The sequence below is a fragment of the Marmoricola sp. OAE513 genome, from assembly GCF_040546585.1.
GTDB lineage: Bacteria > Actinomycetota > Actinomycetes > Propionibacteriales > Nocardioidaceae > Marmoricola.
Genome location: NZ_JBEPOC010000001.1, coordinates 2,704,011 through 2,728,887 on the forward strand (window position 1 = coordinate 2,704,011; position 24,877 = coordinate 2,728,887).

Sequence of the window (24,877 nt, forward strand, 5' to 3'; positions counted from 1 at the left end):
GTGACGTTGGCTGGGACTTCAGTCGGCTCACCGCATCTCGGCAAGCTCGATGACCGTTTTACGTCCGCGCGCCGATCGCCTCGTCACCCTGGCTCAACCGCTGGGCGATCCAGATCGGGATGATCGAGACGAAGATCAGGGCCGCCGCGATCACGTTGACCACCGGGGCGTCGTTCGGGCGGAACATGTGGTCGAGGATCCAGATCGGCAGCGTCTTGGTCCCGCCGCCCGCGGTGAACGTGGTCACGATGATCTCGTCGAAGCTGAGCGCGAAGGCCAGCAGGCCGCCGGCCAGGAGCGCCGAGCGCAGCACCGGGAAGGTCACCAGCCGGAACGTCGTGAACGTCCCGGCCCCCAGGTCCATCGATGCCTCCTCGAGGTTGCCGCCGACGCGGCGCAGCCGGGCGAGCACGTTGTTGAACACGGTGACGATGCAGAACGTCGTGTGCGCGACCACGATCGTCCAGAACCCCAGGTTGATCCCGAGCACCGAGCTGAAGACGTTCTGGAACGCCAGGCCCGTGACGATGCCGGGCAGCGCGATCGGCAGGATGATCAGCAGCGAGACGGCGTCGCGCCCGAAGAACCGGTAGCGCGCGAGCGCCAGTGCCGCCATCGTGCCGAGCACGAGCGAGATCACGGTCGCCACCGCCGCGACCTGGAGGGAGAGCCCGAGCGACTCGCGGACCTCGTCGTTGTGCCAGGCGGCGTCCCACCACTCGGTGGTCCAGCCGCTGGGCGGGAACGTGAACGAGCGCGAGGTGTTGAACGAGTTCAGCACCACGACTGCGAGCGGGACGTAGACGACCAGCAGGACGATGCCGGTCAGGACGCCGAGGACGGTCTTCGCCGTACGGGAGAGGATCACAGGTTCTCCAGAGCTCCCGTCCGGCGTACGGCGGCGAGGTAGACCAGCATGATGACCACCGGGATGGTCGCCAGGGCGGCCGCGAAGGGCAGGTTGTTGCCGGTCAAGGCGCTGTCGTAGACGGCGTTGCCGAGCATCTGGTTGGTGCCGCCGACGATCCTGACGGTGATGTAGTCACCCAGCGTCAGCGAGAACGTGAAGATCGAGCCGGCGAACACGGCCGGCCACAGGATCGGCAGGATCACCCGGCGCAGCGTCGTACCGCCGGAGGCGCCGAGGTCGGCAGAGGCCTCGAGCAGCGAGTTCGGCACCCGCTCGAGGCCGGAGTACATCGGCAGGATCATGTACGGCAGCCAGAGGTAGGCCAGCGTGATGATGGTGGCGGTGAGCCCGTAGCCGAGGTGCAGGCCTATCGGGTCGAGGATCTGGTTGACCGGGCCGGTCGAGGAGAACATCGCGCGCCACGAGTAGGCCTTGACCAGGTAGGAGGCCCACAGCGGCATCAGCACCGCGATCACCAGGATGCGCTGCCAGCGCGCTGTGGCGACCTTGGCCATGAACAGCGCGATCGGGAAGGCGACCAGGGCGTCGAGCACGGTGACCGCGACGGCGATGCCGAGCGTGCGGAACGTGATGGTCCGGTAGACCTCGGCGTCGTTCAGCGCCCGGAAGTTGTCGAGGTTCCAGACCTTGACCAGGTCGCCGGTGAACTCGTTGGTGCTCCAGAACGCGGCGACGAAGAGCATCGCCAGCGCCGCCAGGTAGGCGACGCCGAGCCAGAGCATCGGGGGAGCGAGCAGCAGGGTCAGCCGCAAGCGGGGACGGCGGTGCAGGACGCCCCGACGACGCTTGGTCGTCGGGGCGCCCTGCGCCGTTGCGGTGGAGGTGCTCAGGGTCAGCCCTTCACGTCGGTCCAGGCAGAGGTCCACTCCTGGTACGTCGTGCACTTGACCTTGCGGCCGTCCAGGCACGTCGAGGTCGGCGTGGTCCAGTAGTGGATCTTCGAGGCGTAGTCGGCGTCACCGGCGTGGTACGTCTCGCAGAAGCCCTTGGCGGCGATGGCGCAGGCCTTGCCGTTGGCGGGCGACTCCCCGAAGTACTGCGCGACCGCAGCGTTCGCCTTCGGGCTGATGATGTCGTTCATCCACAGGTAGGCGCAGTTCTTGTGCTCCGACTTCGTGGCGACCTGCCAGGTGTCCGACCAGCCGGTCGAGCCCGACTCGGGCAGGATCGCCTCGACCTTGGTGCCCTCGTCCTGCGCCAGGCTGGCGATGACCTGCCAGGTGGTGCCGACCACGGAGTCACCGGTCTTGAAGGCCGACTGCTCCTTGGCGTAGTCCGACCAGTACTCGCCGATGTTCTCCTTCTGCTTCTTCAGCAGGTCGACGGCTGCAGCGAGCTGCTTCTTGTCCAGCGCGTACGGGTCCTTGATGCCGAGGTCCGGCTGGGTGTTCATCAGGTACAGCGCGGCGTCGGCGATGTAGATCGGGGAGTCGTACGCCGTCACCTTGCCCTTGTACTTGGCAGCTTCCTCGCCGAAGACGATGCTCCAGTCGGTCGGCGCGGGCTTCACGACGTCCTTGTTCCACATCAGCAGGTTGGCGCCGTAGCCGTGCGGGACGCCGTACATCTGACCGTCGACCGAGTTCCACGGCTTGTCCTTCAGGAAGTCGTAGACGTCGGCGTAGTTCGGGATCAGGTCCGTGTTGACCGGCTCGACGGTGCCGGCGGCGATCAGGCGCAGCGAGGCGTCACCGGAGGCGGAGACGACGTCGTAGTCGCCGGTCTTCATCAGGTTGACGGCCTCGTCGGAGGTGTTGAACGTCTTCACGGTCGCCTTGCAGCCGGTGGCCTTCTCGAACGGCTCGACCCACTCCTTCTCGGCGTACCCGGCCCACGACAGGATGCTGACCGCGCCCTCGCCCTCGCCGAGCTCCTTCTTCATCTCGAGCTTGGGAGCCTTGAAGCCTCCGTTGGCCGAGCCGGAATCATCGTCGTCGGAGCCGCAGGCGGCCATGGTGAAGGCCAGCGCTCCGATCGTGGCGATGGCGGTCATCGTGCGAGTGCGTTTCATGCGGACTCCTCAGTGATGGCGGATTCGGTACTGCTTCATTCTGGTGCTGCTTCTTCTGCCGGGCTCGGGTCGAGCTCGATCACGTTCTCGGGGAGCCAGGCGATCTGCACGCGCTCCCCACGTGCCATGGCGGCGTCCTCGGCCTGGATGTTCTGCCGCAGGACGGTCAACGAAGCCGGGGACGCCGCGGCGCCCTCGAACTCCAGGTCGACCACGAAGTGGTTGGCCGAGCCCAGGTAGACGACCTCGCGGACCACGCCGTGCGTGGTCACCGCGCCGTCCGGACTGGGCATCTCGGAAGGGGCGCCGAGGTGGATCTTCTCCGGGCGGATGCTGAAGGTGCCGTCGCGTCCGATCACGTGGCGGGCGGCGGCGTCGGTGAGCAGGTTCGAGGTGCCGACGAAGCCGGCGACGAACGCGCTGCTCGGGCTCTCGTAGAGGTCGCGCGGCGTGGCGACCTGCTGGATCTTGCCGTCGTTGAACACCGCGATCCGGTCGCTCAGGGTGAGCGCCTCCTCCTGGTCGTGGGTGACGAAGACGAAGGTGATGCCGACGTCGCGCTGAATCTGCTTGAGCTCGATCTGCATCTCGCGGCGCAGCTTGAGGTCCAGCGCGCCGAGCGGCTCGTCGAGCAGCAGCACCTTGGGCCGGTTCACCAGGGCGCGGGCCAGGGCGACACGCTGGCGCTGGCCGCCGGAGAGCTGCCCGGGACGCCGCGTGCCGTGGCTGCCGAGCCGGACGGTCTCGAGCGCCTCGGCCGCCCGCTTGCGCCGTTCGGCCTTGGGCACCTTCTTCACGCGCAGGCCGTACTCGACGTTCTCCTGGATGCTCATGTGCGGGAACAGGGCGTAGTCCTGGAAGACGGTGTTCACGTCGCGGGCGAACGGCGGCCGACCGGTGACGTCCTCGCCAGCGAGGAACACCCTGCCGCGGGTGGGCTGCTCGAACCCGGCGATCATCCGCAGCACGGTGGTTTTTCCCGAGCCGGACGGGCCGAGCATCGAGAAGAACTCACCATCGGCGATCTCCAGGTCGACGCCGTCCACGGCGTGGGTGGATCCGAAGCTCTTGGCCAGGTCCCTCAACTGGATCGATGGCGTCCCCGCCTCCGCACGCATGAAACCGACCGTATTCAGGGAATCCTCAGGTTCGCTAGAGCGGGGGACAACGAATCAGTAACGGGTGCGTTCCCGCAACGACCCGGGCGACTGCAAATGTCGCGCGCGGGGCCGGGGCGAGTCCCAGCCGTCCCGCCGGCGACATTTGCATGCGCGGGGGCGGGGCCGTCCACCCGTACGACGTCCGCCTCGCCCGACCACAGCCCCTGCGACCGGGTGCCGCTCCCGTCGCCACCCCGTCATAGGGTGCTCAGGTGCCCGAGACCTCGACCGACAAGCCGACGGTCCGGGACGTGCTCGGAGCGGCGGTTGCCGCCGTCAACGGCAAGGAGCGGCCCGGCCAGATCCAGATGGCCGAGGCCGTCACTGCGGCGATGGAGTCCGGGCAGCACCTGCTCGTCCAGGCGGGCACCGGCACCGGGAAGTCGCTGGGCTACCTGGTCCCCGCACTCCTGCACCACGAGCGCGTCGTGATCGCGACCGCGACCCTGGCGCTGCAACACCAGCTGGTTGAGCGCGACATCCCGGCGCTGGTCGCCGCGGCTGATGAGGTCCTCGACGAAAAGGCGACCTTCGCGGTGCTCAAGGGCCGCTCGAACTACGCCTGCCTGCACCGCGTCCGCGAGGGCGTGCCGGACGACCAGGGCGCGCTCGTCGAGCTGCCGAAGGGTTCGCTCGGGGCCGAGGTCGTCGCGCTGCGCGAGTGGATCGAGGAGGAGGCCACCGACGGCGGAACCGGCGAGAAGGACAACGCCCCCCGGCACACCGACCAGGTCTGGCGGCAGGTCAGCGTCAGCGCGCGCGAGTGCGTCGGCGCGGCCAAGTGCGCCTACGGCACCGAGTGCTTCGCCGAGCGCGCCAAGGAGAAGGCTGCGAAGTCCCAGCTCGTCGTCACGAACCACTCGCTGCTGGCGATCGACGCCATCGAGGGCATCCCGATGATCCCCGAGTACGACGTCGTGGTGATCGACGAGGCCCACGAGCTGACCGCGCGGGTCACCCAGGCGGCCACCGACGAGCTCTCCCCGGGTGACGTCGACCGGACGGCCCGCCGGTCCCAGCGCCAGATCGACGGGCCCGAAGCCGACGACCTCGCCGACGCCGGGGACGCCCTGCGCGACGCCTTGGCCGGTGCTCCCGGTGGGCGCCTCGAGCAGGTCCCGCAGGACATCTCCGACGCACTCGCGCTGGTGCGCGACGCCGCGCGTTCCTTGATCAGTGCGTTTCCCAAGGCGGCGCCGGGAGCCGAGGCCGACGCCGGCGCCACCCAGGCCAAGGGCTGGGCCCAGGAGCTGTTCGCGACCGCGGAGCGGATGCACGCGGCCTCGGAGTACGACGTCCTCTGGGTCTCCGAGCGCGAGCAGAAGCACGGCGGCAACCGGCTCTGCATCGCCCCGCTGAACGTGGCCGCCCAGATGCGCGACAAGCTGCTCACCGACAAGACCGTCATCTTCACCTCGGCGACCCTGATGCTCGGCGGCGACTTCTCGGTGGTCGCCGGCTCCGTCGGCCTGGACCGGGACAAGAACGGCGACACCTGGAAGGGCATCGACGTCGGCTCGCCCTTCGACTACGGCCAGCAGTCGATCCTGTACGTCGCCAAGCACCTGCCGCAGCCGGGGCGCGACGGTCTGCAGAAGGTCCAGCTCGACGAGATCGTCGACCTGATCGATGCCGCCGACGGGCGCACGCTCGGCCTGTTCTCCAGTCGTCGCGCTGCAGAGGCCGCCGCCGAGACCGTCCGCGAACGCCTGCCGCACCTGACCACGCTGTGCCAGGGCGACGCCCAGCTGCCCGAGCTCACGCGCCAATTCATCGGCGACCCGCACACGAACCTCTTCGGTACGTTGTCACTCTGGCAGGGCCTCGACGTCCCCGGCGACACCTGCCAGCTGGTGCTCATCGACCGGGTGCCGTTCCCGCGTCCCGACGACCCGCTGATGTCTGCGCGTGCGACCGCCGCCGACAAGGCGGGGGCCAACGGCTTCATGGCGGTCTCGGCGACCCACGCCGCGCTGCTGCTCGCCCAGGGCGCCGGGCGGCTGATCCGGACCACGAGCGACAAGGGCGTGGTGGCGATCCTGGATCCGCGTCTGGTCACCGCGCGCTACGGCTCGTTCCTGCGCGCGAGCCTGCCGCCGATGTGGATGACGACCGACCCGGCTGTGGTGCGCAAGGCGTTGAAGCGGCTGAGCGAGAAGTGACTACTTCGCGCTGACGACCTTGGACGACGACGAGGCGGGCGAGGCCCCCTTCACGTTGTACGCGACGACCTTGAACCGGTACTTGCCCTTCGCCAGCGCGAACGCGTAGGACCTGGCGCTGCCCGGCAGCGCCTTCGACACCTTCGTGCTGACCACCTTGCCCGCGCTGTTCACCTTCGACGCCACGACCTTGTACGACGTGATCGCGGCACCGCCGTTGCTGGACGGCGCCGACCAGCGCGCCGTCGCGGTGTACGGCTTGCCGGCCTTGCCCGAGGAAGCGGCACCGATCCGGGGTGCCGACGGCTTGAGGGCGACCACGACCTTGACGGTCCGCGTCGGCACGGTCCCGGAGATCTCTGCCTCCATGTCGGCGGTCAGCTCCACGGTGTGCGTGCCGTAGGCGCTGAACGTCTTCTGGTAGCTGCGGACCGCGGCGGTCTGGGGGTACAGCTGCCCGTCGATCCTCAGCAGCCAGAAGTTCAGGTAGGCGTTGCCCTGGTTCGGCGGGAGCGTCCAGGTGAGGGTGGCGGTCAAGCCGCTGGTGGTCACCGTGACCGGGGGCGCCGTCGCGGGCAGCCACGACGCGACGTGCTGGACGAGGGTCTTCGGCTCGCTCCCGCCAGCGGCGTTCAGGGCGGTGACGGCCAGGGCGACGTCGTGGCCTCCCTGCACGGCGACAGCACGCGAGGTCGTCGAGGCGGGGACCTCGATCGGGCCGGAGTCGAGACCGGTGATCCGGTAACCGGTCGGGGCCGGACCGGAGGCCGGGGCCGACCAGGTCAGGGTTCCGGCGCCCCGGGTGCTGGTCAGGTTGATCGTCGCGGGCGCGTTCGGCGGCGTACCGTTCGCTGCCGCGCACCCGCTGACGGTCAGGGTGTAGGCGCCGACGCTGCCGTAGTCGGAGTAGCCGTCGGTCAGCGGTTTGCCGTTGCCGACGCCGTCGACCTTGACGAGGTACGTGCCTGCCGGCCCGGTTGGCGAGATCGTGTCGGCGTCCATCCCTGCGGCCGTCCGGTGCGCGAAGCCGCCGACGATGACCTCGCTCGACGGTGGGTCGGAGAAGGCGATCAGGTTGTCGTTCGCGGACCGGAGATCCACCCGCAGGTCCAGCCCGCTGCCCTGGCCGCCGCCGACGGCGCCGACCGACGGTGCCGCTGTGCACGGGCCGACCTTGTAGTAGTCCACGTCTCGGCTGGTGATGACGCCCTTCACCGAGTAGTCGGTCCGGGCGCCCAGGCTGGTAGCGGTGGCGGCCGTGTTGCCGGCGTCGTCGGGGAGGAGGGGAAGGCCCTTCGCCAGCATGCTCGCGAAGTCGTCCTGCTTGTTCGACGCGTTGGCGTAGTCGCCGTTGCTGAACTGGGAGATCCCGTGCGCACCCGACCCCATGATCGGCGTCCACGCGCCCTGCCCGGCGTAGTACTCCTCGCTCGGGGAGGTGCGGCCGTCGTGGTTGAGGCCGAGGGTGTGGCCGATCTCGTGCGCCGCGACCCGCGCCGCCTGGTGCGCGTTCGGCTGCCGGCGCACCCACGTGGGCTCCAAGGAGTCCGCGTCGGCGCCCGACTCGCTCGGGTTGGCGAACTGACCGAAGACCGCGACGCCGGCGCAGTTGGAGCAGACCGGCCCCGAGTCGGGGTCGTCGCTGAACAGGACGTGGTCGCCGTAGGTGTCGTCAGCGACTCCTGCCCGGTTGTAGCCGTCCGGGCCCGGGTCATCCGTGGTCACGTCGACGTCGTAGGCGGCGTACATCTCGGCGAGGATCCGCCACACCTCCTGGATGTAGCCGTGCTCGTCGGAGCTGTACGTCGTCAGGTCCGGGTCCGAGAGCAGGGTGAAGCCGTCGTAGTGACCGTCGGGGATACCGGTCTGGTGGTTCCAGTAGGTATCGGTCACCTCCGCCCCGTCGAAGTCGAGGAAGATCGTGTGCTTCGAGCCGGGCCGGCTGTGCAGGGAGAAGGTCTGCGGCTCGGGGAACTGCGCCTCGGCGATCCGCGCGGCAGGGGCCTGCTCCGACTCCTCGAACGTGTCTTCGTAGACCAGGCGGCCGCCGCGCGTCACGACCGCGGAGTCGTCGGTGGCCAGGATCCGGCGCAGGGCAGGGGTGCTCAACCCGGAGCGGCGCGCGATCCCGTCGAGGTCGTCACCGAGCTGCTGGATCGCCTGCTTGCCGTGCAGGGCCGCCGCCGGAGCCGGGTCTCGCTGAGCAGCCTCCGCGCCCGTGAGAGTCCCGGCGTACGTCGAACCGAGCACGAGCGCGGACAGGCAGGCAGCGGCCACGAGCCGAGAGGAGACCATGGGGTGAAGTCTCTCCCGAAAAGTCCGATTACATCCGTGAATGGGACAGAGCGGTCGGGCGTGGACCTACTTGGCGGTGACGACCTTCGACAGACCGGAGGCCGGCGAGGCGCCCTTGGCGTTGTAGGCGACCACGCGGAACTTGTACGAGCCCTTGGAGAGCTTGAACTTGTACGAGCGGGCACCGCCGCCGAGCGCCTTGGAGACCTTGGTGCTGACGACCTTGCCCTTCTTGATCTTGTAGGCGATCACCTTGTACGACGTGATCGCCGCGCCGCCGTTGCTGCCCGGCGCGGCCCACTTGGCCGTCGCGGTGACGGGCTTGCCGGACTTGCCGGAGGACGCCTTGCCGATCCGCGGCGCTGACGGCTTCACCGCGAGCAGGAAGGAGACCGTGCGGCCGGGTGCGGCGCCACCGGTGTCGGAGGTGTAGTTCGGCGTGATCCTCAGGGTGTGCTTGCCGTACGTCGACCAGCTCGCGTTGACGCCGTACTGGAACTCCGGCAGTGGAAGGTCGTCCTCGGAGCTGCCCTCCCGGATGTTCCACCCCGTCAGCACGGCGCCGCCCGGGTTAGCCGGCGGAGCCCACCGGATCATCGCCGTGAGCACCTTCGTGGTCACCGCGACCGCAGGCAGCGCGGTCGGGACCCACGAGTCGACGTACGTCGTCAACGTGCCGGGAGCACTGACGCCGGCGTTGCTCAGGGCGAAGACCTGGTAGGTGAAGTTCTCGCCACCGTTGACGGTGACAGCCTTCGACGTCGCGGTGCCGGTCGTCTCGACCGGGCCGCCGGGCAGGCCGGTGATCCGGTAGCCGGTGATCGGGGAGGTGCCCGCCGAGGCCGGTGCGGTCCAGCTGATGGTCCCGGCGGCCTTGGTGTTCGAGAGCCCCACCATGGTCGGCGCTCCCGGGGCCGTGCCGTTGGCCGCGGCGCAGCCGCTGATGTTGAGCGTGTACGAGCCGATCGAGCCGTAGTCGCTGTAGCCGGTGGTGGCCGGGTTGCCGTTGCCCACACCGTCGACCTTCACGGAGTACGTCCCGGCACCGGATCCCGCGGTGATCGAAGCGTTCATGCCGACCGGCGTGTACGGCTCAGGACCGGACCCGGTCTGACCGGAGGTCGGGTTGTTGGTCCCGATCGCGGTCGAGCTGCCGTTCTTGAAGACGTCGAGCCGGATGTCCAGCGCGCTGCCCATGCCGCTGCCGGTGGCGCTGAAGGTCGGCGCACTGGTGCACGGCCCGACCTTGTAGTAGTCGACGTCCGCGCGGGTGGAGATGTTCGCCTTGATCGGGTCGTAGGTGCTCCGTGCACCCAGCGAGTTGGCGGTCGCCAGGGTGTTGCCGGCCTCGTCGGGCAGGCGCGGCAGACCACCGGCGTTGACGATGACGTTGAGGTCGTCCTCCCTGTTGCTGGCGTTCTTGTAGTCGCCGTTGCTGAACTGGTGGATCGCGTTGAAACCGGCGCCCATCATCGGCGTCCAGGCGCCCTGGCCTTCGTAGTACTCCTCCTTCGGGGAGGTGCGTCCGTCGTGGCTCAGGCCGAGCGTGTGACCGATCTCGTGGCTGGCGGCCATCGCGGCGTCGAACGCGTAGTCGTACTTCCGCACCCAGGACGGCTCGTAGTAGTCGTCGCCGTCACCGGGGTAGTTGACCTCGTCGAAGGTGTCCAGCCACGCCACCCCGCCACAGCCGTCGTCCGGGTCGCAGACCGGGAACGAGTCCGGGTCGTCGCTGAAGAGGATGTGGTCGCCGTACGTGGTGTCGCTCGGCGTGCTGCGGTTGTACGCCGCCGTGCCCGGGTCCTGGGTGGTGACGTTGACGTTGAAGGTCGCGTAGGTCTCGGAGACCAGGCGCCAGACCTCCTGGATGTACTCGTGCTCGGCGGCGCTGAACGCGCCGAAGTTGCCGTCGATCGAGAAGGCTGCGTAGGCCTTGCTCGGGATGTCGTCGGCCTCGTTCCAGCCGCTGTTCCCGACGAAGGCACCGTCGAAGTCGAGGAAGATCGTGCGCTTGGCGCCCGGGCGGCTGTTGAGCGTGAACGTCTGGGACTCCGGGAACTGGGGTGCAGCGGCCGACTTCTTCGGGCCACCGCCGGGCCGGATGACGGCCTGATCGGCGAAGGCGATCCGTCCCGTCGGGTAGACGCGCACGCTCGGGTCGTCGAGGACGAGCGCGGTGAACTCGGCGGTGCTCAGACCGTTGGCCGCGGCTGCCTCGTCGACGTTGTCGCCGAGGGCGCGCAGGGCGGCACGGCCGCTGGACTTCCGCTTCATCAGCTGCGACGGCTCCTTGGCTGCCGCAGCGAAGGTCGGTCGGTCGGTCTGCGGAGCTGCTTCGGCGTACGTCGTCGCGAGCACGGTGCCGAGACCGATGACCAGGGCGAGCGGGGCTGCCAGGAGAGAACGCTTCATGGGGGAGTGTCCTAGGGGATTGTTCCGAGAGGTGCGGGCCGAGACGGCCCCTGCACATTCTTGGTCAGAGCCGCGTGGAGCGGAACGGTTTCGCAGATCTGGGCTAGCGCACCGGCGTCGACGAGGTGGCCGGCTCGCTTCAGCCGCTCGCCGTCGCGGCGCCGTACCGGGTCCGCGTCGCCAACGCCCACCGGCACACCGGGCCGATCCCCGCCGCGGCCCCGAGAATCAGTCCGGCCAGGACGAACCAACCGGGTCGACCCCAGGAGATGCAGAGCAGCGCGATCAAGGTCGGTGCGACGACGTTGGCCATGCTGAAGGCCAGGCTGGCAAAGCCCTGGTACTGACCCTGGCGCTCCGAGGGCGCGAGCCCCATCGTCACGCCCCACTGACCCCCGCTGGTGATCATCTCGCCGACCACGTGGATCGACGACCCGACGAGGAGCAGCAGCACGGCATCGGTCGCGCCGAGCCCGTCACTGAAACCGATCACCACGAATCCGACCGCGATCCAGAGTCCGCCGCGGAACATCGCACGTGCCGAGCTGGTGACGTCGTCGGCGCCGAGGGTCATCCGGACCTGGAACAGCGCGACCACCGCGGTGTTGAGGATCAGCAGCACCGCCACCATCGAGGTCGGCGCTTCGGTGTGCTCGCTGATCCACAGCGGGATGCCGACCTCCATGACGACGAAGTGCATGACGACGATGCCGTTGAGCAGCGTGACCACCACGTACGGCGCGTCCCGCAGGACCGCGAGCCGCGGCTCGCCGGCGCCGCCGGCAGGAGCGGGCTCGAGGTGGGGGAGCCGCGCGAACAGCAGGCCGGCCAGGATCGAGGAAGCGCCGTCGAGAGCGAAGGTGGCCAGGTACGCCCACGGCTCGTTGATCCAGAGCGCGAGTCCGCCCATCAGGGCGCCGAGCCCCATCGCGACGTTGGTGACTGCGCGCAGGTACGCCTTGAAGCGAACTCCCTGGCCGCCGACCGCGGCGCGCGCGATGTACCCGTTGCGCACCGAGTTGGCGACCGAGTCGAACGAGCCGATCAACGCCATCACGAGCGCGAGTGCCCACAGCTCGCGGGTGACGAGCAAGCCGAGGGTGGCCAGCCCGGTCAGGACGCTGAACGTCTGCAGGACCTCCCGCGGTCCACGGAGGTCACCGAGGTGACCGCCCGGCACGGCCGCCACCATCCCGACGAGTGCGCCGATCGAGAGGGCCAGGCCGACCTGCGCGGGATGGATCCCTACCTCGCGGGTGAAGTACAGCGCGAAGGTCGTGACCAGGGCGCCGGCACCTGCGCGGTTGACCAGCGTGCCGACGGCGAGGACGCGGAGCGTCGGGTCGATCGGTACGCCGCGGCGGGTGAGGGGTGCGGGTGAGTCCGAGGCCACCGGTCGAACCTAGTTCGACGGCTCGGTCGCCGTCGAACTAGTTTGCCGACCCGGCTGGTTGAGGAGGTTGCGCAGCAACCGTCTCGAAACCCCGGGCGCCCTACCGGCTCTTCACCAGCTTCGAGTAGGCCGACGCCGGCGAAGCTCCCACCGCGTTGTACGCCACGACCCGGAACTTGTAGGACCCCTTGGCCAGCGCGAACTTGTACGAGCGCGTGCCGGCGGAGAGCGCCTTGGAGACCTTCGAGCTGACGATCTTGCCGTTCTTGATCTTGTAGGCGACGACCTTGTAGCTGGTGATGGCCGCTCCACCGCTGCTCGTCGGTGCGGCCCACTTGGCGGTCGCGTTCTTCGCGCCGCCCTTGGCGCCGGAGACCGCCGTACCGATCCTGGGGGCGGAGGGTGCAGCGTTGGTCTTGAAGTTCACCGTCCGACCCGCGCCGGTGCCCGCGGAGTTCTTCGCGCCGATGAAGACCGAGTAGCTCTTGCCCGGGGTCAGACCGGGTGCGGTGTAGGTGAGCACGTTGCCGAGGTCTACGTTCCCGCCCGGGAGGCCGACCAGGACGTACCCGGTGACTGGGGCACCGCCGTCGAACGTCGGTGCGGTCCACGTCAGCGTGGCGCTCCTGCCGTTGGCAGCCGACTTCGCAGACCCGGAGGCAGGCGCGTTCGGTGCGGTGACGCTCCGCGTGACTCCTGCCGGGTCCGAGGCCGGTTGTACCGAGTCGAGGTCCGCTGTGTAGCTCGCCGTGACCTGGTACGTCGTGGTGCCGAACGTGACCGGATAGCTCTTGGTGAGCGTTGCTGCCGCGAGGTTCTCGTCTACGGGTGAAGCGCCCGTGCCGACGACGTGCCAGCCGGTCAGCGTCGCGTTGCCGGGGTTTGGCGGTGCAGTCCAGGTGACCTTCGCAGTCGCGTCGGTCAGGGCGGCCGTGAGGCCGGGCTTGGTCTCGGGCTTCCAGGTCTGGACGTGGAGGGGCTTGCTGGTTCCGGTCGCCGAGGTGCCTGCGGAGTTCACGGCGTAGACGGTGACGGTGTAGTTCGTTCCGGGGTTCAGTCCAGTCGCGTCGTAGTTCAGAACGTTTCCGACCGTCTTCGTACCGCCGGGAAGCCCGGTGATCTGGTAGCCGGTGATCGGGCTCCCACCGCTGTCGCTGGGCGCCGTCCAGTAGATGCCAGCTGTGGTGTTCTTGACGCCCGGATCGACCGTGACGGTGGCGGGAGGCCCGGGCACTGCTCCAGCGGGGCAGCCCGAGATCGTCAGTGTGTACTGGCCGATCGAGCCGTAGTCGGTGTAACCGGTAGTCGCGTTGCCCGCCGCGCTTCCCGCGGCGCTCCCGGCACCGTCGACCTTGATCCGGTACGTCGTGCCGGCGGTCGGGGACGCGAGTTTGGCTTCAGCGTTCATGCCGTCCACGACATAGACCTGGTTGACGAAGTCGTAGTCTCCATCGGGGTCCAGGACCGTCGCAGGGTTGTCTCCCGCAGCAAGCACGACGTTGCTCGTGCTGAGGATGTCGAGCTTGATGTCGAGAGCCTGCCCGGTACCGATCCCCTTCGCCGAGACCGTCAGCGGGCTGGTACAGGTGCGGGTGATGGAGAACAGGTCGTCGTCAGCGGCGTTGCTGATGACGCCGTTCACCGAGTACGACGTCTGGTCACCGAGGGCGGCTGCTCCGGTCGGGACACCGCCGCTGAGCGTGTAGTCGTCCGGGCGGTAGAAGGTGCCGGCCGTGCCCGCTACGCCGTTCGTCCCAATGATGGCGAGGTCGTCCTCTGTGTTGCTCGCGCCGGCGTACTCGCCCTTGCTGAACTGGATGATCGCGTTCTGGTTGCCGATGCCCATGATGGGCGTCCAAAGGTGGTTGCTGTGGCCCCCGTAGTACTCGTGTGTCGCGTCGCCGTCGTGATCGAGTCCCAGGGTGTGGCCGACCTCGTGGGCGATCGCGTGGGCGGCAACCGTGGGGAAGTCCGCGAGTCCCGCGGAGAACACCCATGCCAGCGCAAACTCCTGGGTGTCCCGGACGTTCATCGGGTTCGAGGCTCCGGAAATGTTCTGCTGACGGCCGTCGAACAGGTCAACATTTGCAATGCCGCCGCAACCACCGCAGATCTGGTTCCTGGGGGCAGTGGCGTCGGTGATCACGACCTTCACCCCGTACGCCGCGTCTGCCGCGTCCGTCCGTCGCAGGGCCTCGGTGCCAGGGTCGACGGTGGTCACGTTGACGTCGAAAGAGGAGTACTTCTCAGCGACGATCTTCCAGATCAAGGGGACGTCGGCGGTATCGGTGAACCCGGCGTAGGTGCCGGCGCTGATGAACTTTCCGCCGCCGTCCGGTTGGGTCCAGTCTCGACCGAACGAGCCGGCGGCCGACGACAGCGTGACACCGTCGAAGTCCAGATAGATCGTCCGGAGCGATGCCGGTCGGCTGCTCAGGGATGGGACCGCGAGGGCCGCCTGTCCGACGGCCTTCCGCGGCGACGGCTTGGTGCTCGGTGGGAGGTCGGGTGCCGGATCGACGACGCGTTCAACGTCCGGAAGCGGAGGGGCGTCAGCTGCCTGCGACGGAGCCATCACCACCAACGGCGAGAGCGCAAGCGCGCCGATGGTCAGTCCCAGCAAGCCCCGGCGTACTCCCATGAAAACCAGTCTCGCCCCGCGGGTCCGGCCGCGGGGCGAGAACTGGAAACACCGGGACCTCAGACCTTGCGCAGCACCGCCGTGACCTTGCCCAGGATCGTGGCGTGGGTGCCGTCGATCGGGTCGTAGGCCTCGTTGTGGGGAAGCAGCCAGACCTTGCCGTCCTTGCGCTGGAAGGTCTTCACCGTGGCCTCGCCGTCGAGCATCGCGGCCACGATGTCGCCGTTGTTGGCGTCGGGCTGCTGGCGGATGACGACGTAGTCGCCGTCGCAGATTGCGGCGTCGATCATCGACTCACCAGAGACCTCGAGCATGAACAGCGTGCCGTCGCCGACCAGCGACTTCGGCATCGGGAAGACGTCCTCGACGCGCTCCTCGGCAAGAATCGGTCCACCGGCGGCGATCCGACCGACCAGCGGGATGTTGGTCGCGGTCGGGTTCGCGTCGCCGAAGCCGGTGACGTCCTGGCCGGCGTCGTCGGCGTTCGCCAGCGAGCGGCGGGCGGCGAGCACGTCGGGTAGGAACACCTCGAGGGCGCGGGGACGGTTCGGGTCGCGCTTGATGAACCCCTTGGACTCCAGGACGCGCAGCTGGTGCGCCACGCTGGAGGAGCTCGCGAGGCCGACCTCCTCGCCGATCTCGCGAATGCTCGGCGGGTAGCCGCGCTGCTCGATGGCATCGCGCAGCGTGGTCAGGATCCGCTGCTGACGCGGGGTGAGGCCGGTCGCGTCCGGGGGAGCGTCGGGGAGCTCGTGGACGTTGCCGAGGTCGTTTCCTTCAGTCGCCATAGGTGGACGGTAGACCCATTCGCGGCTCGATTTCAAACATATGTTCGATCCCGCGTGTCGGGGGTTCGTGCTCGACGGGAATCAATCTGTTCGAACACCTGTTCTTGACAACGTACGAACACCTGTTCTAACTTCGTACACGTGTTCGATCGAACGTCTGATCGAGTCCCCGCCGCAATCCGCTCCGGATGAGTCGGGGGTCCTGGTTAGAACTAGCTCGACACAACAGAGGGGTCGCAACGAAACCGACCACCGGTGCTCCACCCAAAGACGGGAGCCCGGATCTTCCCCAGGAGGTTTGACCATGAGCACGCTGACTATCTCTCCCGCCTTCGTTCCGGGTGCCGCGCAGACGCCGCGACTGACCCGCAACTCCACCGTGCGCCTGACCCGCCGCGGACGCATCGTCGTCCTGCTGGCGGCCCTGGCTGCAGCGGTCGTCGTCATGGTGAGCCTCAGCGGATGGGCGACCGCCTCGCTCGACAGCGGGACCCAGGAGCCGGTGCGGACCGTCGAGGTCCAGCCCGGCGACACCCTCTACGCGATCGCCGGCGAGATCGCCGGCCCCGGCGAGGTCCGCGACATGGTCCACCGCATCAAGGAGCTGAACTCGCTGTCGGGCAGCGGCCTGACGGTCGGCCAGAAGCTGGCGGTTCCGGTTTCGCAGTGACGCCCGGCGGGCACACAACTCAAGACGTCCGTTGACTCCCTCGACCCGGGTCATCGGCAGTGTGGGAAGAAGAAGAGGCGGGGCCAGCGCTGGCCCCGCCTCTTCTACGTTCACGTGTCGGTTGAACTAGGTCCCGTCGGTTGGCTAGGTCCCGTCGGTTGGCTAGGTCCCGTCGGTTGGCTAGGTCCCGGCGGTTGGCTAGGTCCCGGCGGTTGGCTAGGTCCCGGTGGTTGAGCTTGCCGAAACCCCAGCCCGCGCCGCACCCTCACTCATTAGCAGCTGCGCGGTCGTGTACGTCGCCATCACCGCCGACTCCAGCCGCGGCGGCGGGTTCTTCAGCAGGAACTTCCGGGTCCCGAGGATCGAGTCCGACAGCATGAACATCGCCGCGCCGGCCAGCGTGAGCCGGCGGGCCGACCGCGGCAGAGCCGGGTCCAGCTGTGTCGCCGTGGCGACTGTCGTCGCGAGCATCGCGGAATAGCCGGCGATCGTCGGCCCGAGACGCCGGTCGAGCTGGGAGGCCTTGAACGCCATCACCGGCATCGTCGCGGCCCAGGCGCCGACGACGAGCTTGGCGCCCGGTCGCCGGGTCCTGCTGCGGTTCGCCAGGAACCCGCTGATGTACGCCGCGTGCCCGAGCGCGAAGGAACCACTTCCGGCGACGAAGTGCTTCGGCTCGTCGCCCATCAGCGCCAGGTCTCCGCCCCATCCACCGGCCTGCGCTGCCAGCGTGCTGGTGCGCAGGGGAGAGGTGGCGGAGTTCGGGTCGGTGATTAGTGAGGCCATCAGCGTCGGCATCAGCATCGGCTTGGTCAGCACCCGTGCGCGGTGGGCGCGCGGACTGGATGAGCCCGACAGCCAGGTGTCGGCAGCTGCGATCGCGACGTACGCGAGCTTGAGGCGTCGGGACGTGCTGAGTCGAGCGGTCGGTGAGGGCACGAGCAGAACCTAGTGGGTCCCGCTACCGTCTGCCCATGGCTGGCTACTCAGGCACTCCGTTGGAGAAAAAGCTCGGGGTCAAGGACGGCATCACCGTGTTCCTCGACAAGCCGCCCGCCGGGTTCACCCTCGACGCGGAGACCACCACGCGACTGCCGAAGCTGGCCGCGATCACGCTGACCTTCCACACCGAGCTCGCCGCGCTGACCAAGCGGATGCCAACGCTGATCGAGCACACCGAGCAGGCCGGGATGATCTGGGTCTGCTGGCCCAAGAAGGCCGCCAGGAAGCTCGGCTACGAGACCGACATCGACGAGAACCTGGTCCGCCAGATCGGCTTGGACGCCGGTGTGGTGGACGTGAAGGTGTGTGCGATCGACGAGGTCTGGTCGGGGTTGAAGTTCGTACGTCGGCTCAAGGACCGTACCTAGGTCGCGAGGGTCCCGCGTATGGCGAAACGGCTGCGGCTGGCGTACGGATCGTCGACGCTGTCTGGATGCTCCGCACCGCTGCCTCCGCTCTCACCATCGCCCTGCTCGTGACCGTCGCGCCCGTCGCGACCGCGTCCGCCCAAGAGTCTGCTCCGCGTCCGACCGCGGTGAAGGCCAAGGTCGTGCGCTGGTCCGACGGCGACACCGTGGTCACCTCGTTCGGCAAGATCCGCGTCATCGGCGTCGACACCCCCGAGACCGGGAAGTGCGGGGCGAAGAAGGCCAAGGCGCTCGCCCTCAAGCTGGCGCCGGTCGGCTCGATCGTCACGCTGGGCAATCCGGCGTCGGTCCAGGACACCGACCGGTACGGGCGCAAGCTCCGGTACGTGAACCGCGGCAAGATCGACATCGCGTTGCGGCAGATTAAGGCCGGCTCGAGGGCCCGGTACGACTCGAAGGACGGCTACGACCACCACCCGCGTCAGGCGAAGTACCGGAAGGCCGACAAGAAGTACAAGAACTACCTGTGCGCGAAGTCCTCGGGCTCGCATGGCACGTCGTACGCGCCGGTCGCCGGCACCTGGAACTGCCCGTCGTACGCCCGGATCAAGGGCAACCGCGGTTCGAACGGCTGGATCTACCACGTGCCGGGTCAGCAGTACTACAGCAAGACGAACCCCGAGGAGTGCTTCAAGACCGAGGCCGCCGCGCGCGCTGCGGGCTACCGCAGGTCGAAGGTCTGACACGCTGGCCGCATGGAACGCGTACTCGGCATCGGCGGCTACTTCCTGCGCGCGGCCGATCCCGTCGCACTCGGGGTCTGGTACCGCGAGGTCCTCGGGCTCAACGCCGACAACTACGGCCAGTGGGCGCAGGACGAGGGGCCGACCGTCTTCGCGACGTTTCCGGCCGACAGCGACTACTTCCCGGCGGAGCAGCGCGTGATGCTGAACTTCCGGGTGCGGGATCTTGACGCGATGCTCGTGCAGTTGAGGGCGGCGGGAGCTGATGTCGTGGACGACATCGGTGACATGGAGGGCGTCGGGCGGTTCGGGTGGGTCATCGACCCGGAGGGCAACCGTGTCGAGCTCTGGCAGCCGGTCTGAGTTACCGTGCGGCGGTCGTGTCGGCTCGTCGTCGGCCTCGCAGTCCTCAGCGCAGAGCGAACTCGGAGTACTCGACGCTGCGGGGGTCTAAGAAGGTCGACATGATGTGGACGTGGTCGCTGTCGATCTCATCGAGCTCGCCGTCCTGGTTCTTCGCGTAGGTCCGGACGGTGATGTACCACCGGAACTCAGCTGGTTCTGACTCCTGGTCTCCTGTTGGAGCAGTGCACTCGAAGCAGTGCGCCTCGAACCACTCATGACGGTCGCAACCATCGCCGACTGGTTCGGTGGCGTAGCCGGGTGCCCACAGCGATCCTGCGGGTGGCCACTCAATCTCGCACAACTCGTCAGCCTCGACCTCGGACTGAAATGCGTCAAGAACCAACTTCTCCTGGACTTCATCCCAGTCGAGTCGCGGTTCCAGCGCATAGTCCTCAGGGCAACTTGGCCGATCGAAGTCTCCGTAGCCGTACCGCTCCACACGGACACCGCCGTTCTCGGCCCAGGTCTCCACGAGTTCTGGACCAGGCCAACCGACTAGTGGCGCCTGTGGCTCGTGGCGCATGTCATGCAGGTCTGGAACGTCTGACCAATAGGGGTGCTGATGGAACGCACGAACCGTACCCGGTTCGACGCGGTAGATCTGTTCGGCGCGGTAGCGGCTCTCGTAGGAGCGCTCGACCCGAGAGCCGAATTGGCTGAGTACGGTGTCGATCGCGACGCCCTCCGACATCAGCCGCTCGTAGACCGGCCAATCTGAGAACGGCAGGCCGGCGCGCACAAAATCGAGGACGCGCCCGGGAGCGAATCCCGACTCACGCAGGTCGTGTCGCAGGTGCCCGAGCCCGAGGTCGTCGACCGGGCCACCGTGCACCAACTCGGCTGTTTCCTCGTCGAGCAGTACTGCGAGAAGGTCACGCTGCCAGAACGTCCAGCCTGCGTTCTCGTACGCAGCAGCATCGACGACGTCTTCCCGCTCCAGCCAAGGCTCGGCGCGCTCAGGTGAGAAGCCCGCGCCAGCCCACGAGCGTGCCGTAGCCGGGGTGTCGTCCTCGTCGAAGTCGAGGACGTCCATCCACGCGTGTGCGCCTTGTGGGTCGAAGCCCGCAACTATCCAGCTCGAAGCGATCGCGATCTGCTCTTCGTTGGTCCAAGCGACGCTCCCGTAATTCTTGTCCAGGAAGCCGACCCAGCCCGCGGCCTGGCTGCTGACGAACCCTGCCGCTCGCCACGCAAGCAATGCATCGGGATCGTCACAGAGCGGTTCTGGCCAGTGCCTGGGGTCGCGCTCGCGCGTCACCCAGTCGGGATCCAGGAAGAGCATGTCCACGGTGCGTTCCTCGTCATCGGCAGAGCGGAATGCGATGGTCTCATCGGTACCCGACACATGTCCGGGCGTTGCGTCGAATGGCGCCCAATGCCTCGTTCGCCACGACAGGACGGAGCTACTTCCGGGCCCGGCGCCCACCGGGGATCCGCGTCACCACGACCTGCTCCTCGCCCTTCATCAGCAACCTCAGCTTGTTGCCCAAAATCATCGTGAGGAACATGCACGCTGTCGCCCCCAGCGTCGCCAGGAACACGAACAACCACGCCACGCCCTGACCATCACGCGCCTTGCCGGCGAGGTCGACCGCCGCGACGACGAGGAAGCCCCAGGCCACCAACGTGGCTGTGACGCCACCTGCGAGAGCCAGCATCTTGCGGGCGTGCGGGATGTGCATCTCTGGTTCGTGCTGACCCGAGTGCTTTCCCACGTCGGACATTGTGGCCGAACCTCTTCAACGGTCCCCGGAGGCGCGACGGGGGAGGGTTCTCCACAGGCTTCGTAGGTGTCCGAATGGACCCTTCTGGGCACGTCTGCGAAGTGTCGGTGCCGGCTGGAAGAGTGAGCGACACGCCGGATTTCAGGAGGCTTCCGTGGCCCTGACCTGCACGTTTGTGCGAGTTGAGGATTCCAGCCGAACTTTTTCGGGGGCGCTGTTGCGTAGGTCACGCGCCAGGCGTACGGTTACCCCTACATCTAGTAGTTACACGGATGTAGTTATCCACATCTAGTTCCACAGATTCACCGGCTTACGCACAGCAAATCGCGGTTTTACCGGTGGAATCCACAGCTCGATGCACATGTTTTACATCTCGACAGGATCGATCACCGAGGCGCGAAAGGAGACCCGCGATGCACTGCCCGTTCTGCCGCAGCACCGACACCCGGGTCCTCGACTCGCGCGTCGCCGAGGACGGCTCCGCGATCCGCCGCCGGCGTACCTGCCCGACGTGCGAGAAGCGGTTCACCACCGTCGAGCAGATGCAGCTCACGGTCCTCAAGCGCAGCGGCACCTCGGAGCCGTTCAACCGCGACAAGGCCGTCGCTGGAGCCCGCAAGGCGCTCAAGGGCCGCCCGGTCACCGAGGACGACCTGGCCCGCCTGGGCCAGACCGTCGAGGACACGCTGCGCGCCGGCGGATGGGCCGAGGTTCCCTCCAACGAGGTGGGCCTCGCGATCCTGAACCCGCTCAAGGCGCTCGACGAGGTCGCGTACCTCCGGTTCGCGTCCGTCTACCGCGGCTTCGAGTCGGCCGACGACTTCGAGTCCGAGATCGCGGCACTCCGTGCCGAACGCATTACGTCGCCTGAGTACGACGAGACGCCTCAGCCCACGGGCTGACCAAGAACTGCCCGGAGGGGTGTGGTGGGGAAGCCGCTTCCCTCCGGGCTACCAACACAGAGTCACGAGCACCACCAGCAACACCTGCACCAAACACCAGCCGAAGAACGAGAACAAGGGGAACGACGCATGACCGAGACCGTGAGCGGATCAGCAAAGGGGCAGACCCGTCGCAAGGGCCTGAAGATCGAGCGCATCTTCAGCACCGAGGGTGTCCACCCGTACGACGAGCTCACCTGGGAGCGTCGCGACGTCGTCCAGACGAACTGGAAGACCGGCGAGACCGTCTTCGAGCAGCGCGGCGTCGAGTACCCCGACTTCTGGAGCGTCAACGCCTCCACCATCGTCACCACCAAGTACTTCCGCGGCGCGGTCGGCACCGACGTCCGCGAGTGGAGCCTGCGTCAGCTCATCGACCGCATCGTTCTCACCTACACCAAGGCCGGCCAGGAGCACGGCTACTTCGCGACCGTGAAGGACGCGGAGACCTTCGAGCACGAGCTCACCTGGCTGCTGGTGCACCAGTACTTCTCGTTCAACTCCCCGGTCTGGTTCAACGTCGGCACCGCCTCTCCCCAGCAGGTGTCCGCGTGCTTCATCCTGTCGGTCGACGACTCGATGGACTCGATCCTCAACTGGTACAAGGAAGAGGGCTTCATCTTCAAGGGCGGCTCCGGCGCCGGCCTGAACCTCTCCCGCATCCGCTCGAGCAAGGAGCTGCTGTCCTCCGGCGGGACGGCGTCCGGTCCGGTGTCGTTCATGCGCGGTGCTGACGCCTCGGCGGGCACCATCAAGTCCGGTGGCGCCACGCGTCGCGCGGCCAAGATGGTCGTCCTCGACGTCGACCACCCCGACATCGAGCAGTTCGTGATGACCAAGGCGCGCGAGGAGGACAAGATCCGCGCCCTGCGTGACGCCGGTTTCGACATGGACCTCGGCGGCGAGGACATCACCTCGGTGCAGTACCAGAACGCCAACAACTCGGTGCGCGTCACCGACGAGTTCATGCGTGCGGTCGAGGACGGCACCGACTTCGGTCTGCGCTCGCGCAGCACCGGCGAGGTCATCGAGACCGTCGACGCCCGCGACCTGTTCCGCAAGATCAGCGAGGCCGCCTGGGCCTGCGCGGACCCGGGCCTGCAGTACGACGACACGATCAACGACTGGCACACCAACCCGGAGACGGGCCGGATCACCGCGTCCAACCCGTGCTCGGAGTACATGTCGCTGGACAACTCCTCGTGCAACCTGGCGTCGCTGAACCTGCTGAAGTTCCTCAAGGAGGACGACACCTTCGACGCCCCGCTGTTCGCGAAGGCCGTCGACCTGATCATCACCGCGATGGACATCTCGATCTGCTTCGCCGACTTCCCGACCGAGGCGATCGGCAAGACCACCGTCGACTACCGCCAGCTCGGCATCGGCTACGCCAACCTCGGCGCGCTGCTGATGGCGATGGGTCTGGGCTACGACTCCGACGGTGGCCGCGCGATGGCCGCGACCATCACCTCGCTGATGACCGGACAGTCCTACAAGCGCTCGGCCGAGCTCGCCGGCGTCGTCGGCCCGTACGCCGGCTACGCCCGCAACGCCGAGGCCCACAAGCGGGTCATGCGCAAGCACCAGGCCGCCAACGACGTCGTGCGCACCCTCGCGGTCGCCGACAGCCAGGTGCACAAGCTGGCCACGAAGGCCTGGGCCGACGTGCTCAAGCTCGGCGAGAAGAACGGCTTCCGCAACGCGCAGGCCTCCGTGCTCGCGCCGACCGGCACCATCGGCTTCATGATGGACTGCGACACCACCGGCATCGAGCCGGACTTCTCGCTGGTCAAGTTCAAGAAGCTCGTCGGTGGCGGCTCGATGCAGATCGTCAACCAGACCATCCCGCGGGCCCTGCGCAAGCTCGGCTACCAGGAGGAGCAGGTCGAGGCGATCGTCGAGTTCATCGCCGAGAACGGTCACGTCATCGACGCGCCGGGCCTGAAGACCGAGCACTACGAGGTCTTCGACACCGCGATGGGCGCCCGCGCGCTCAAGCCGATGGGCCACGTCCGGATGATGGCGGCCACCCAGCCGTTCCTCTCCGGCGCGATCAGCAAGACCGTGAACCTGCCGGAGACGGCCACGGTCGAGGAGATCGAGGACGTCTACATGCAGTCCTGGAAGCTCGGGCTCAAGGCGACCGCCGTCTACCGCGACAACTGCAAGGTCGGCCAGCCGCTCTCCGACGCCAAGGCCAAGTCGTCCGACGCCGAGGTCAAGGACGAGGACGCCTCTGCTGTCCAGGTCGTCGAGATCCACAAGCCGTTCCGCAAGCGTCTCCCGAAGAGCCGCGTCTCGCGGACCACCTCCTTCACGGTGGGCGGCGCCGAGGGCTACATGACCTCCGGGGCGCACGACGACGGCGAGCTCGGCGAGGTCTTCCTCAAGCTCGGCAAGCAGGGCTCGACCCTGGCCGGCGTGATGGACGCCTTCTCGATCGCGGTCTCGATCGGCATGCAGTACGGCGTCCCGCTGGAGACCTATGTCTCCAAGTTCACCAACCTGCGCTTCGAGCCGTCCGGCATGACCGACGACCCGGACGTCCGGATGGCCCAGTCGCTCATGGACTACGTCTTCCGCCGCCTGGGCGCTGGACTACATGTCCTTCGACGAGCGCTCGGCCCTCGGCATCTACTCCGCCGAGGAGCGCCAGCGTCACCTCGAGACCGGCTCCTACGAGCCGGTCGAGGAGACCGGTGGCGCGGACGAACTGATCTCATCGGTCGTCGAGCCTGTCGAGACGTCGGAAGTTCCCACGCTTGCTGCCCGTGCGAAGTCCGAGCCGGTGGACGCCCAGGCCGTCGAGACCGTCGACCTGCCGGAGATCAAGCTGGAGAAGCCGGCCCCGGCCGAGGCCCACACGACCGCCGAGCTGCTGGAGAAGATCTCCGGTACGGCGATCGACTCGCCCCTGTGCATGACGTGCGGGACGAAGATGCGGCCGGCTGGTAGCTGCTACGTGTGCGAGGGTTGCGGCTCGACCAGCGGTTGCAGTTGATGTGAAGTTGCGCGAAAGTGTCGCGCTCACGTTGCGTGAAATGTCATCGAGTTGTGTGGGTGACAAACACCATCATTATGAAAGCGCCTAGTTGAAAGTGATGATGACCGTGAGCAAGTACCCGGCCCGGGCCCCCCATGTGGGAGCCCGGGCCGGGTGCGTTGCGAGGACAATCCGTTGGCAGTTCGTCGGTGGCGCTTGGTCTCATGGAGTGCGGCCGACAGGCAGCG

General features: G+C 67.8%; 18 protein-coding genes and 1 pseudogene. 7 read left to right on the forward strand and 12 right to left on the reverse strand.

Translation table 11 applies throughout. From position 1 onward, the window contains the following. Window positions 1-58: 58 nt before the first annotated feature. From ABIE44_RS13630 to ABIE44_RS13645, 4 genes are read right to left on the reverse strand one after another with little or no spacing between them, the layout of a single operon-like run. Entirely contained in the window at window positions 59-868 is an 810-nt protein-coding gene (locus tag ABIE44_RS13630; RefSeq protein WP_209716669.1) for an ABC transporter permease, read from the reverse strand. Next, window positions 865-1,797, reverse strand: a complete 933-nt coding sequence (locus ABIE44_RS13635) for an ABC transporter permease (RefSeq protein WP_354438077.1) — start codon at window positions 1,795-1,797, stop codon at window positions 865-867. The genes ABIE44_RS13630 and ABIE44_RS13635 overlap by 4 nt, the downstream gene beginning before the upstream one ends. Continuing rightward, window positions 1,764-2,942, reverse strand: coding sequence for an ABC transporter substrate-binding protein (locus ABIE44_RS13640; protein WP_209716666.1), 1,179 nt, complete (start codon window positions 2,940-2,942; stop codon window positions 1,764-1,766). The genes ABIE44_RS13635 and ABIE44_RS13640 overlap by 34 nt, the downstream gene beginning before the upstream one ends. Before the next feature lie 35 nt (window positions 2,943-2,977). Continuing rightward, window positions 2,978-4,060, reverse strand: a complete 1,083-nt coding sequence (locus ABIE44_RS13645; protein ID WP_209716663.1) for an ABC transporter ATP-binding protein — start codon at window positions 4,058-4,060, stop codon at window positions 2,978-2,980. A 254-nt stretch (window positions 4,061-4,314) separates the two neighbouring features. On the opposite strand from ABIE44_RS13645, the gene ABIE44_RS13650 reads away from it, so the two are divergent. Continuing rightward, window positions 4,315-6,264 carry an ATP-dependent DNA helicase gene (locus ABIE44_RS13650; protein ID WP_502912739.1) on the forward strand — a complete coding sequence of 650 codons (1,950 nt, stop codon included), beginning with the start codon at window positions 4,315-4,317 and terminating at the stop codon, window positions 6,262-6,264. Here the strand turns inward: ABIE44_RS13650 and ABIE44_RS13655 are convergent, their stop codons facing one another. The 5 genes from ABIE44_RS13655 to lexA all read right to left on the reverse strand — a co-directional run bounded on the left by ABIE44_RS13655 (window position 6,265) and on the right by lexA (window position 15,793). Beyond that, window positions 6,265-8,559: a M12 family metallo-peptidase gene (locus ABIE44_RS13655; protein ID WP_209716660.1), complete on the reverse strand. Its 2,295-nt coding sequence runs from the start codon at window positions 8,557-8,559 to the stop codon at window positions 6,265-6,267. Window positions 8,560-8,625: 66 nt separating this feature from the next. After that, the gene (locus ABIE44_RS13660; RefSeq protein ID WP_209716657.1) at window positions 8,626-10,971 is read right to left on the reverse strand and encodes a hypothetical protein; all 2,346 of its coding nucleotides are present in this window, start codon (window positions 10,969-10,971) and stop codon (window positions 8,626-8,628) included. Between the two features lie 139 nt (window positions 10,972-11,110). Further along, the gene (locus ABIE44_RS13665) at window positions 11,111-12,364 is read right to left on the reverse strand and encodes an MFS transporter (protein ID WP_209716654.1); all 1,254 of its coding nucleotides are present in this window, start codon (window positions 12,362-12,364) and stop codon (window positions 11,111-11,113) included. A gap of 100 nt (window positions 12,365-12,464) precedes the next feature. Further along, window positions 12,465-15,005: a fibronectin type III domain-containing protein gene (locus tag ABIE44_RS13670; protein WP_209716651.1), complete on the reverse strand. Its 2,541-nt coding sequence runs from the start codon at window positions 15,003-15,005 to the stop codon at window positions 12,465-12,467. Window positions 15,006-15,064: 59 nt separating this feature from the next. Then, the gene (gene lexA, locus ABIE44_RS13675) at window positions 15,065-15,793 is read right to left on the reverse strand and encodes a transcriptional repressor LexA (protein ID WP_209716648.1); all 729 of its coding nucleotides are present in this window, start codon (window positions 15,791-15,793) and stop codon (window positions 15,065-15,067) included. A 304-nt stretch (window positions 15,794-16,097) separates the two neighbouring features. Here lexA and ABIE44_RS13680 point away from each other — a divergent pair, with 304 nt between their 5' ends. Next, on the forward strand, window positions 16,098-16,463 hold the full coding sequence (locus tag ABIE44_RS13680) for a LysM peptidoglycan-binding domain-containing protein (protein ID WP_209716644.1): 366 nt from the start codon (window positions 16,098-16,100) through the stop codon (window positions 16,461-16,463). Between the two features lie 216 nt (window positions 16,464-16,679). On the opposite strand, the gene ABIE44_RS13685 is transcribed toward ABIE44_RS13680, so the two are convergent. Further along, window positions 16,680-17,402 carry a lysoplasmalogenase gene (locus ABIE44_RS13685; RefSeq protein WP_209716641.1) on the reverse strand — a complete coding sequence of 241 codons (723 nt, stop codon included), beginning with the start codon at window positions 17,400-17,402 and terminating at the stop codon, window positions 16,680-16,682. A gap of 35 nt (window positions 17,403-17,437) precedes the next feature. Between ABIE44_RS13685 and ABIE44_RS13690 the strand changes: the two genes are divergently transcribed. From ABIE44_RS13690 to ABIE44_RS13700, 3 genes are all read left to right on the forward strand, one after another. Continuing rightward, a complete protein-coding gene (locus ABIE44_RS13690) occupies window positions 17,438-17,833 on the forward strand; it encodes a DUF3052 domain-containing protein (protein ID WP_209716638.1) in 396 nt (131 codons plus the stop codon). Between the two features lie 65 nt (window positions 17,834-17,898). Continuing rightward, complete coding sequence (locus ABIE44_RS13695) at window positions 17,899-18,576, forward strand: thermonuclease family protein (protein ID WP_209716635.1); 678 nt, start codon at window positions 17,899-17,901, stop codon at window positions 18,574-18,576. A gap of 12 nt (window positions 18,577-18,588) precedes the next feature. Next, window positions 18,589-18,939 (forward strand): VOC family protein, encoded by a 351-nt coding sequence (locus ABIE44_RS13700; RefSeq protein WP_209716632.1) that lies wholly within the window; start codon window positions 18,589-18,591, stop codon window positions 18,937-18,939. A 46-nt stretch (window positions 18,940-18,985) separates the two neighbouring features. Here the strand turns inward: ABIE44_RS13700 and ABIE44_RS13705 are convergent, their stop codons facing one another. Both ABIE44_RS13705 and ABIE44_RS13710 read right to left on the reverse strand, forming a co-directional pair. Continuing rightward, the gene (locus tag ABIE44_RS13705) at window positions 18,986-20,269 is read right to left on the reverse strand and encodes a hypothetical protein (RefSeq protein ID WP_209716629.1); all 1,284 of its coding nucleotides are present in this window, start codon (window positions 20,267-20,269) and stop codon (window positions 18,986-18,988) included. A gap of 115 nt (window positions 20,270-20,384) precedes the next feature. Next, the gene (locus ABIE44_RS13710) at window positions 20,385-20,696 is read right to left on the reverse strand and encodes a hypothetical protein (RefSeq protein ID WP_209716626.1); all 312 of its coding nucleotides are present in this window, start codon (window positions 20,694-20,696) and stop codon (window positions 20,385-20,387) included. A gap of 422 nt (window positions 20,697-21,118) precedes the next feature. Between ABIE44_RS13710 and nrdR the strand changes: the two genes are divergently transcribed. Then, window positions 21,119-21,607 (forward strand): transcriptional regulator NrdR, encoded by a 489-nt coding sequence (gene nrdR, locus ABIE44_RS13715; protein ID WP_209716624.1) that lies wholly within the window; start codon window positions 21,119-21,121, stop codon window positions 21,605-21,607. A 129-nt stretch (window positions 21,608-21,736) separates the two neighbouring features. Next, window positions 21,737-24,647: pseudogene (locus tag ABIE44_RS13720) on the forward strand (vitamin B12-dependent ribonucleotide reductase). The last annotated feature ends 230 nt before the right edge of the window (window positions 24,648-24,877 follow it).

What these genes read in the sequence shown, in the direction of transcription:
- ABIE44_RS13640 (WP_209716666.1), bottom strand. Translation starts at nt 2,942, where the DNA reads ATGAAACGCACTCGCACGATGACCGCCATCGCCACGATCGGAGCGCTG.
- ABIE44_RS13645 (WP_209716663.1), bottom strand. Translation starts at nt 4,060, where the DNA reads ATGCGTGCGGAGGCGGGGACGCCATCGATCCAGTTGAGGGACCTGGCC.
- ABIE44_RS13655 (WP_209716660.1), bottom strand. Translation starts at nt 8,559, where the DNA reads ATGGTCTCCTCTCGGCTCGTGGCCGCTGCCTGCCTGTCCGCGCTCGTG.
- ABIE44_RS13660 (WP_209716657.1), bottom strand. Translation starts at nt 10,971, where the DNA reads ATGAAGCGTTCTCTCCTGGCAGCCCCGCTCGCCCTGGTCATCGGTCTC.
- ABIE44_RS13670 (WP_209716651.1), bottom strand. Translation starts at nt 15,005, where the DNA reads ATGGGAGTACGCCGGGGCTTGCTGGGACTGACCATCGGCGCGCTTGCG.
- lexA (WP_209716648.1), bottom strand. Translation starts at nt 15,793, where the DNA reads ATGGCGACTGAAGGAAACGACCTCGGCAACGTCCACGAGCTCCCCGAC.
- ABIE44_RS13680 (WP_209716644.1), top strand. Translation starts at nt 16,098, where the DNA reads ATGAGCACGCTGACTATCTCTCCCGCCTTCGTTCCGGGTGCCGCGCAG.
- ABIE44_RS13690 (WP_209716638.1), top strand. Translation starts at nt 17,438, where the DNA reads ATGGCTGGCTACTCAGGCACTCCGTTGGAGAAAAAGCTCGGGGTCAAG.
- ABIE44_RS13695 (WP_209716635.1), top strand. Translation starts at nt 17,899, where the DNA reads ATGCTCCGCACCGCTGCCTCCGCTCTCACCATCGCCCTGCTCGTGACC.
- ABIE44_RS13700 (WP_209716632.1), top strand. Translation starts at nt 18,589, where the DNA reads ATGGAACGCGTACTCGGCATCGGCGGCTACTTCCTGCGCGCGGCCGAT.
- nrdR (WP_209716624.1), top strand. Translation starts at nt 21,119, where the DNA reads ATGCACTGCCCGTTCTGCCGCAGCACCGACACCCGGGTCCTCGACTCG.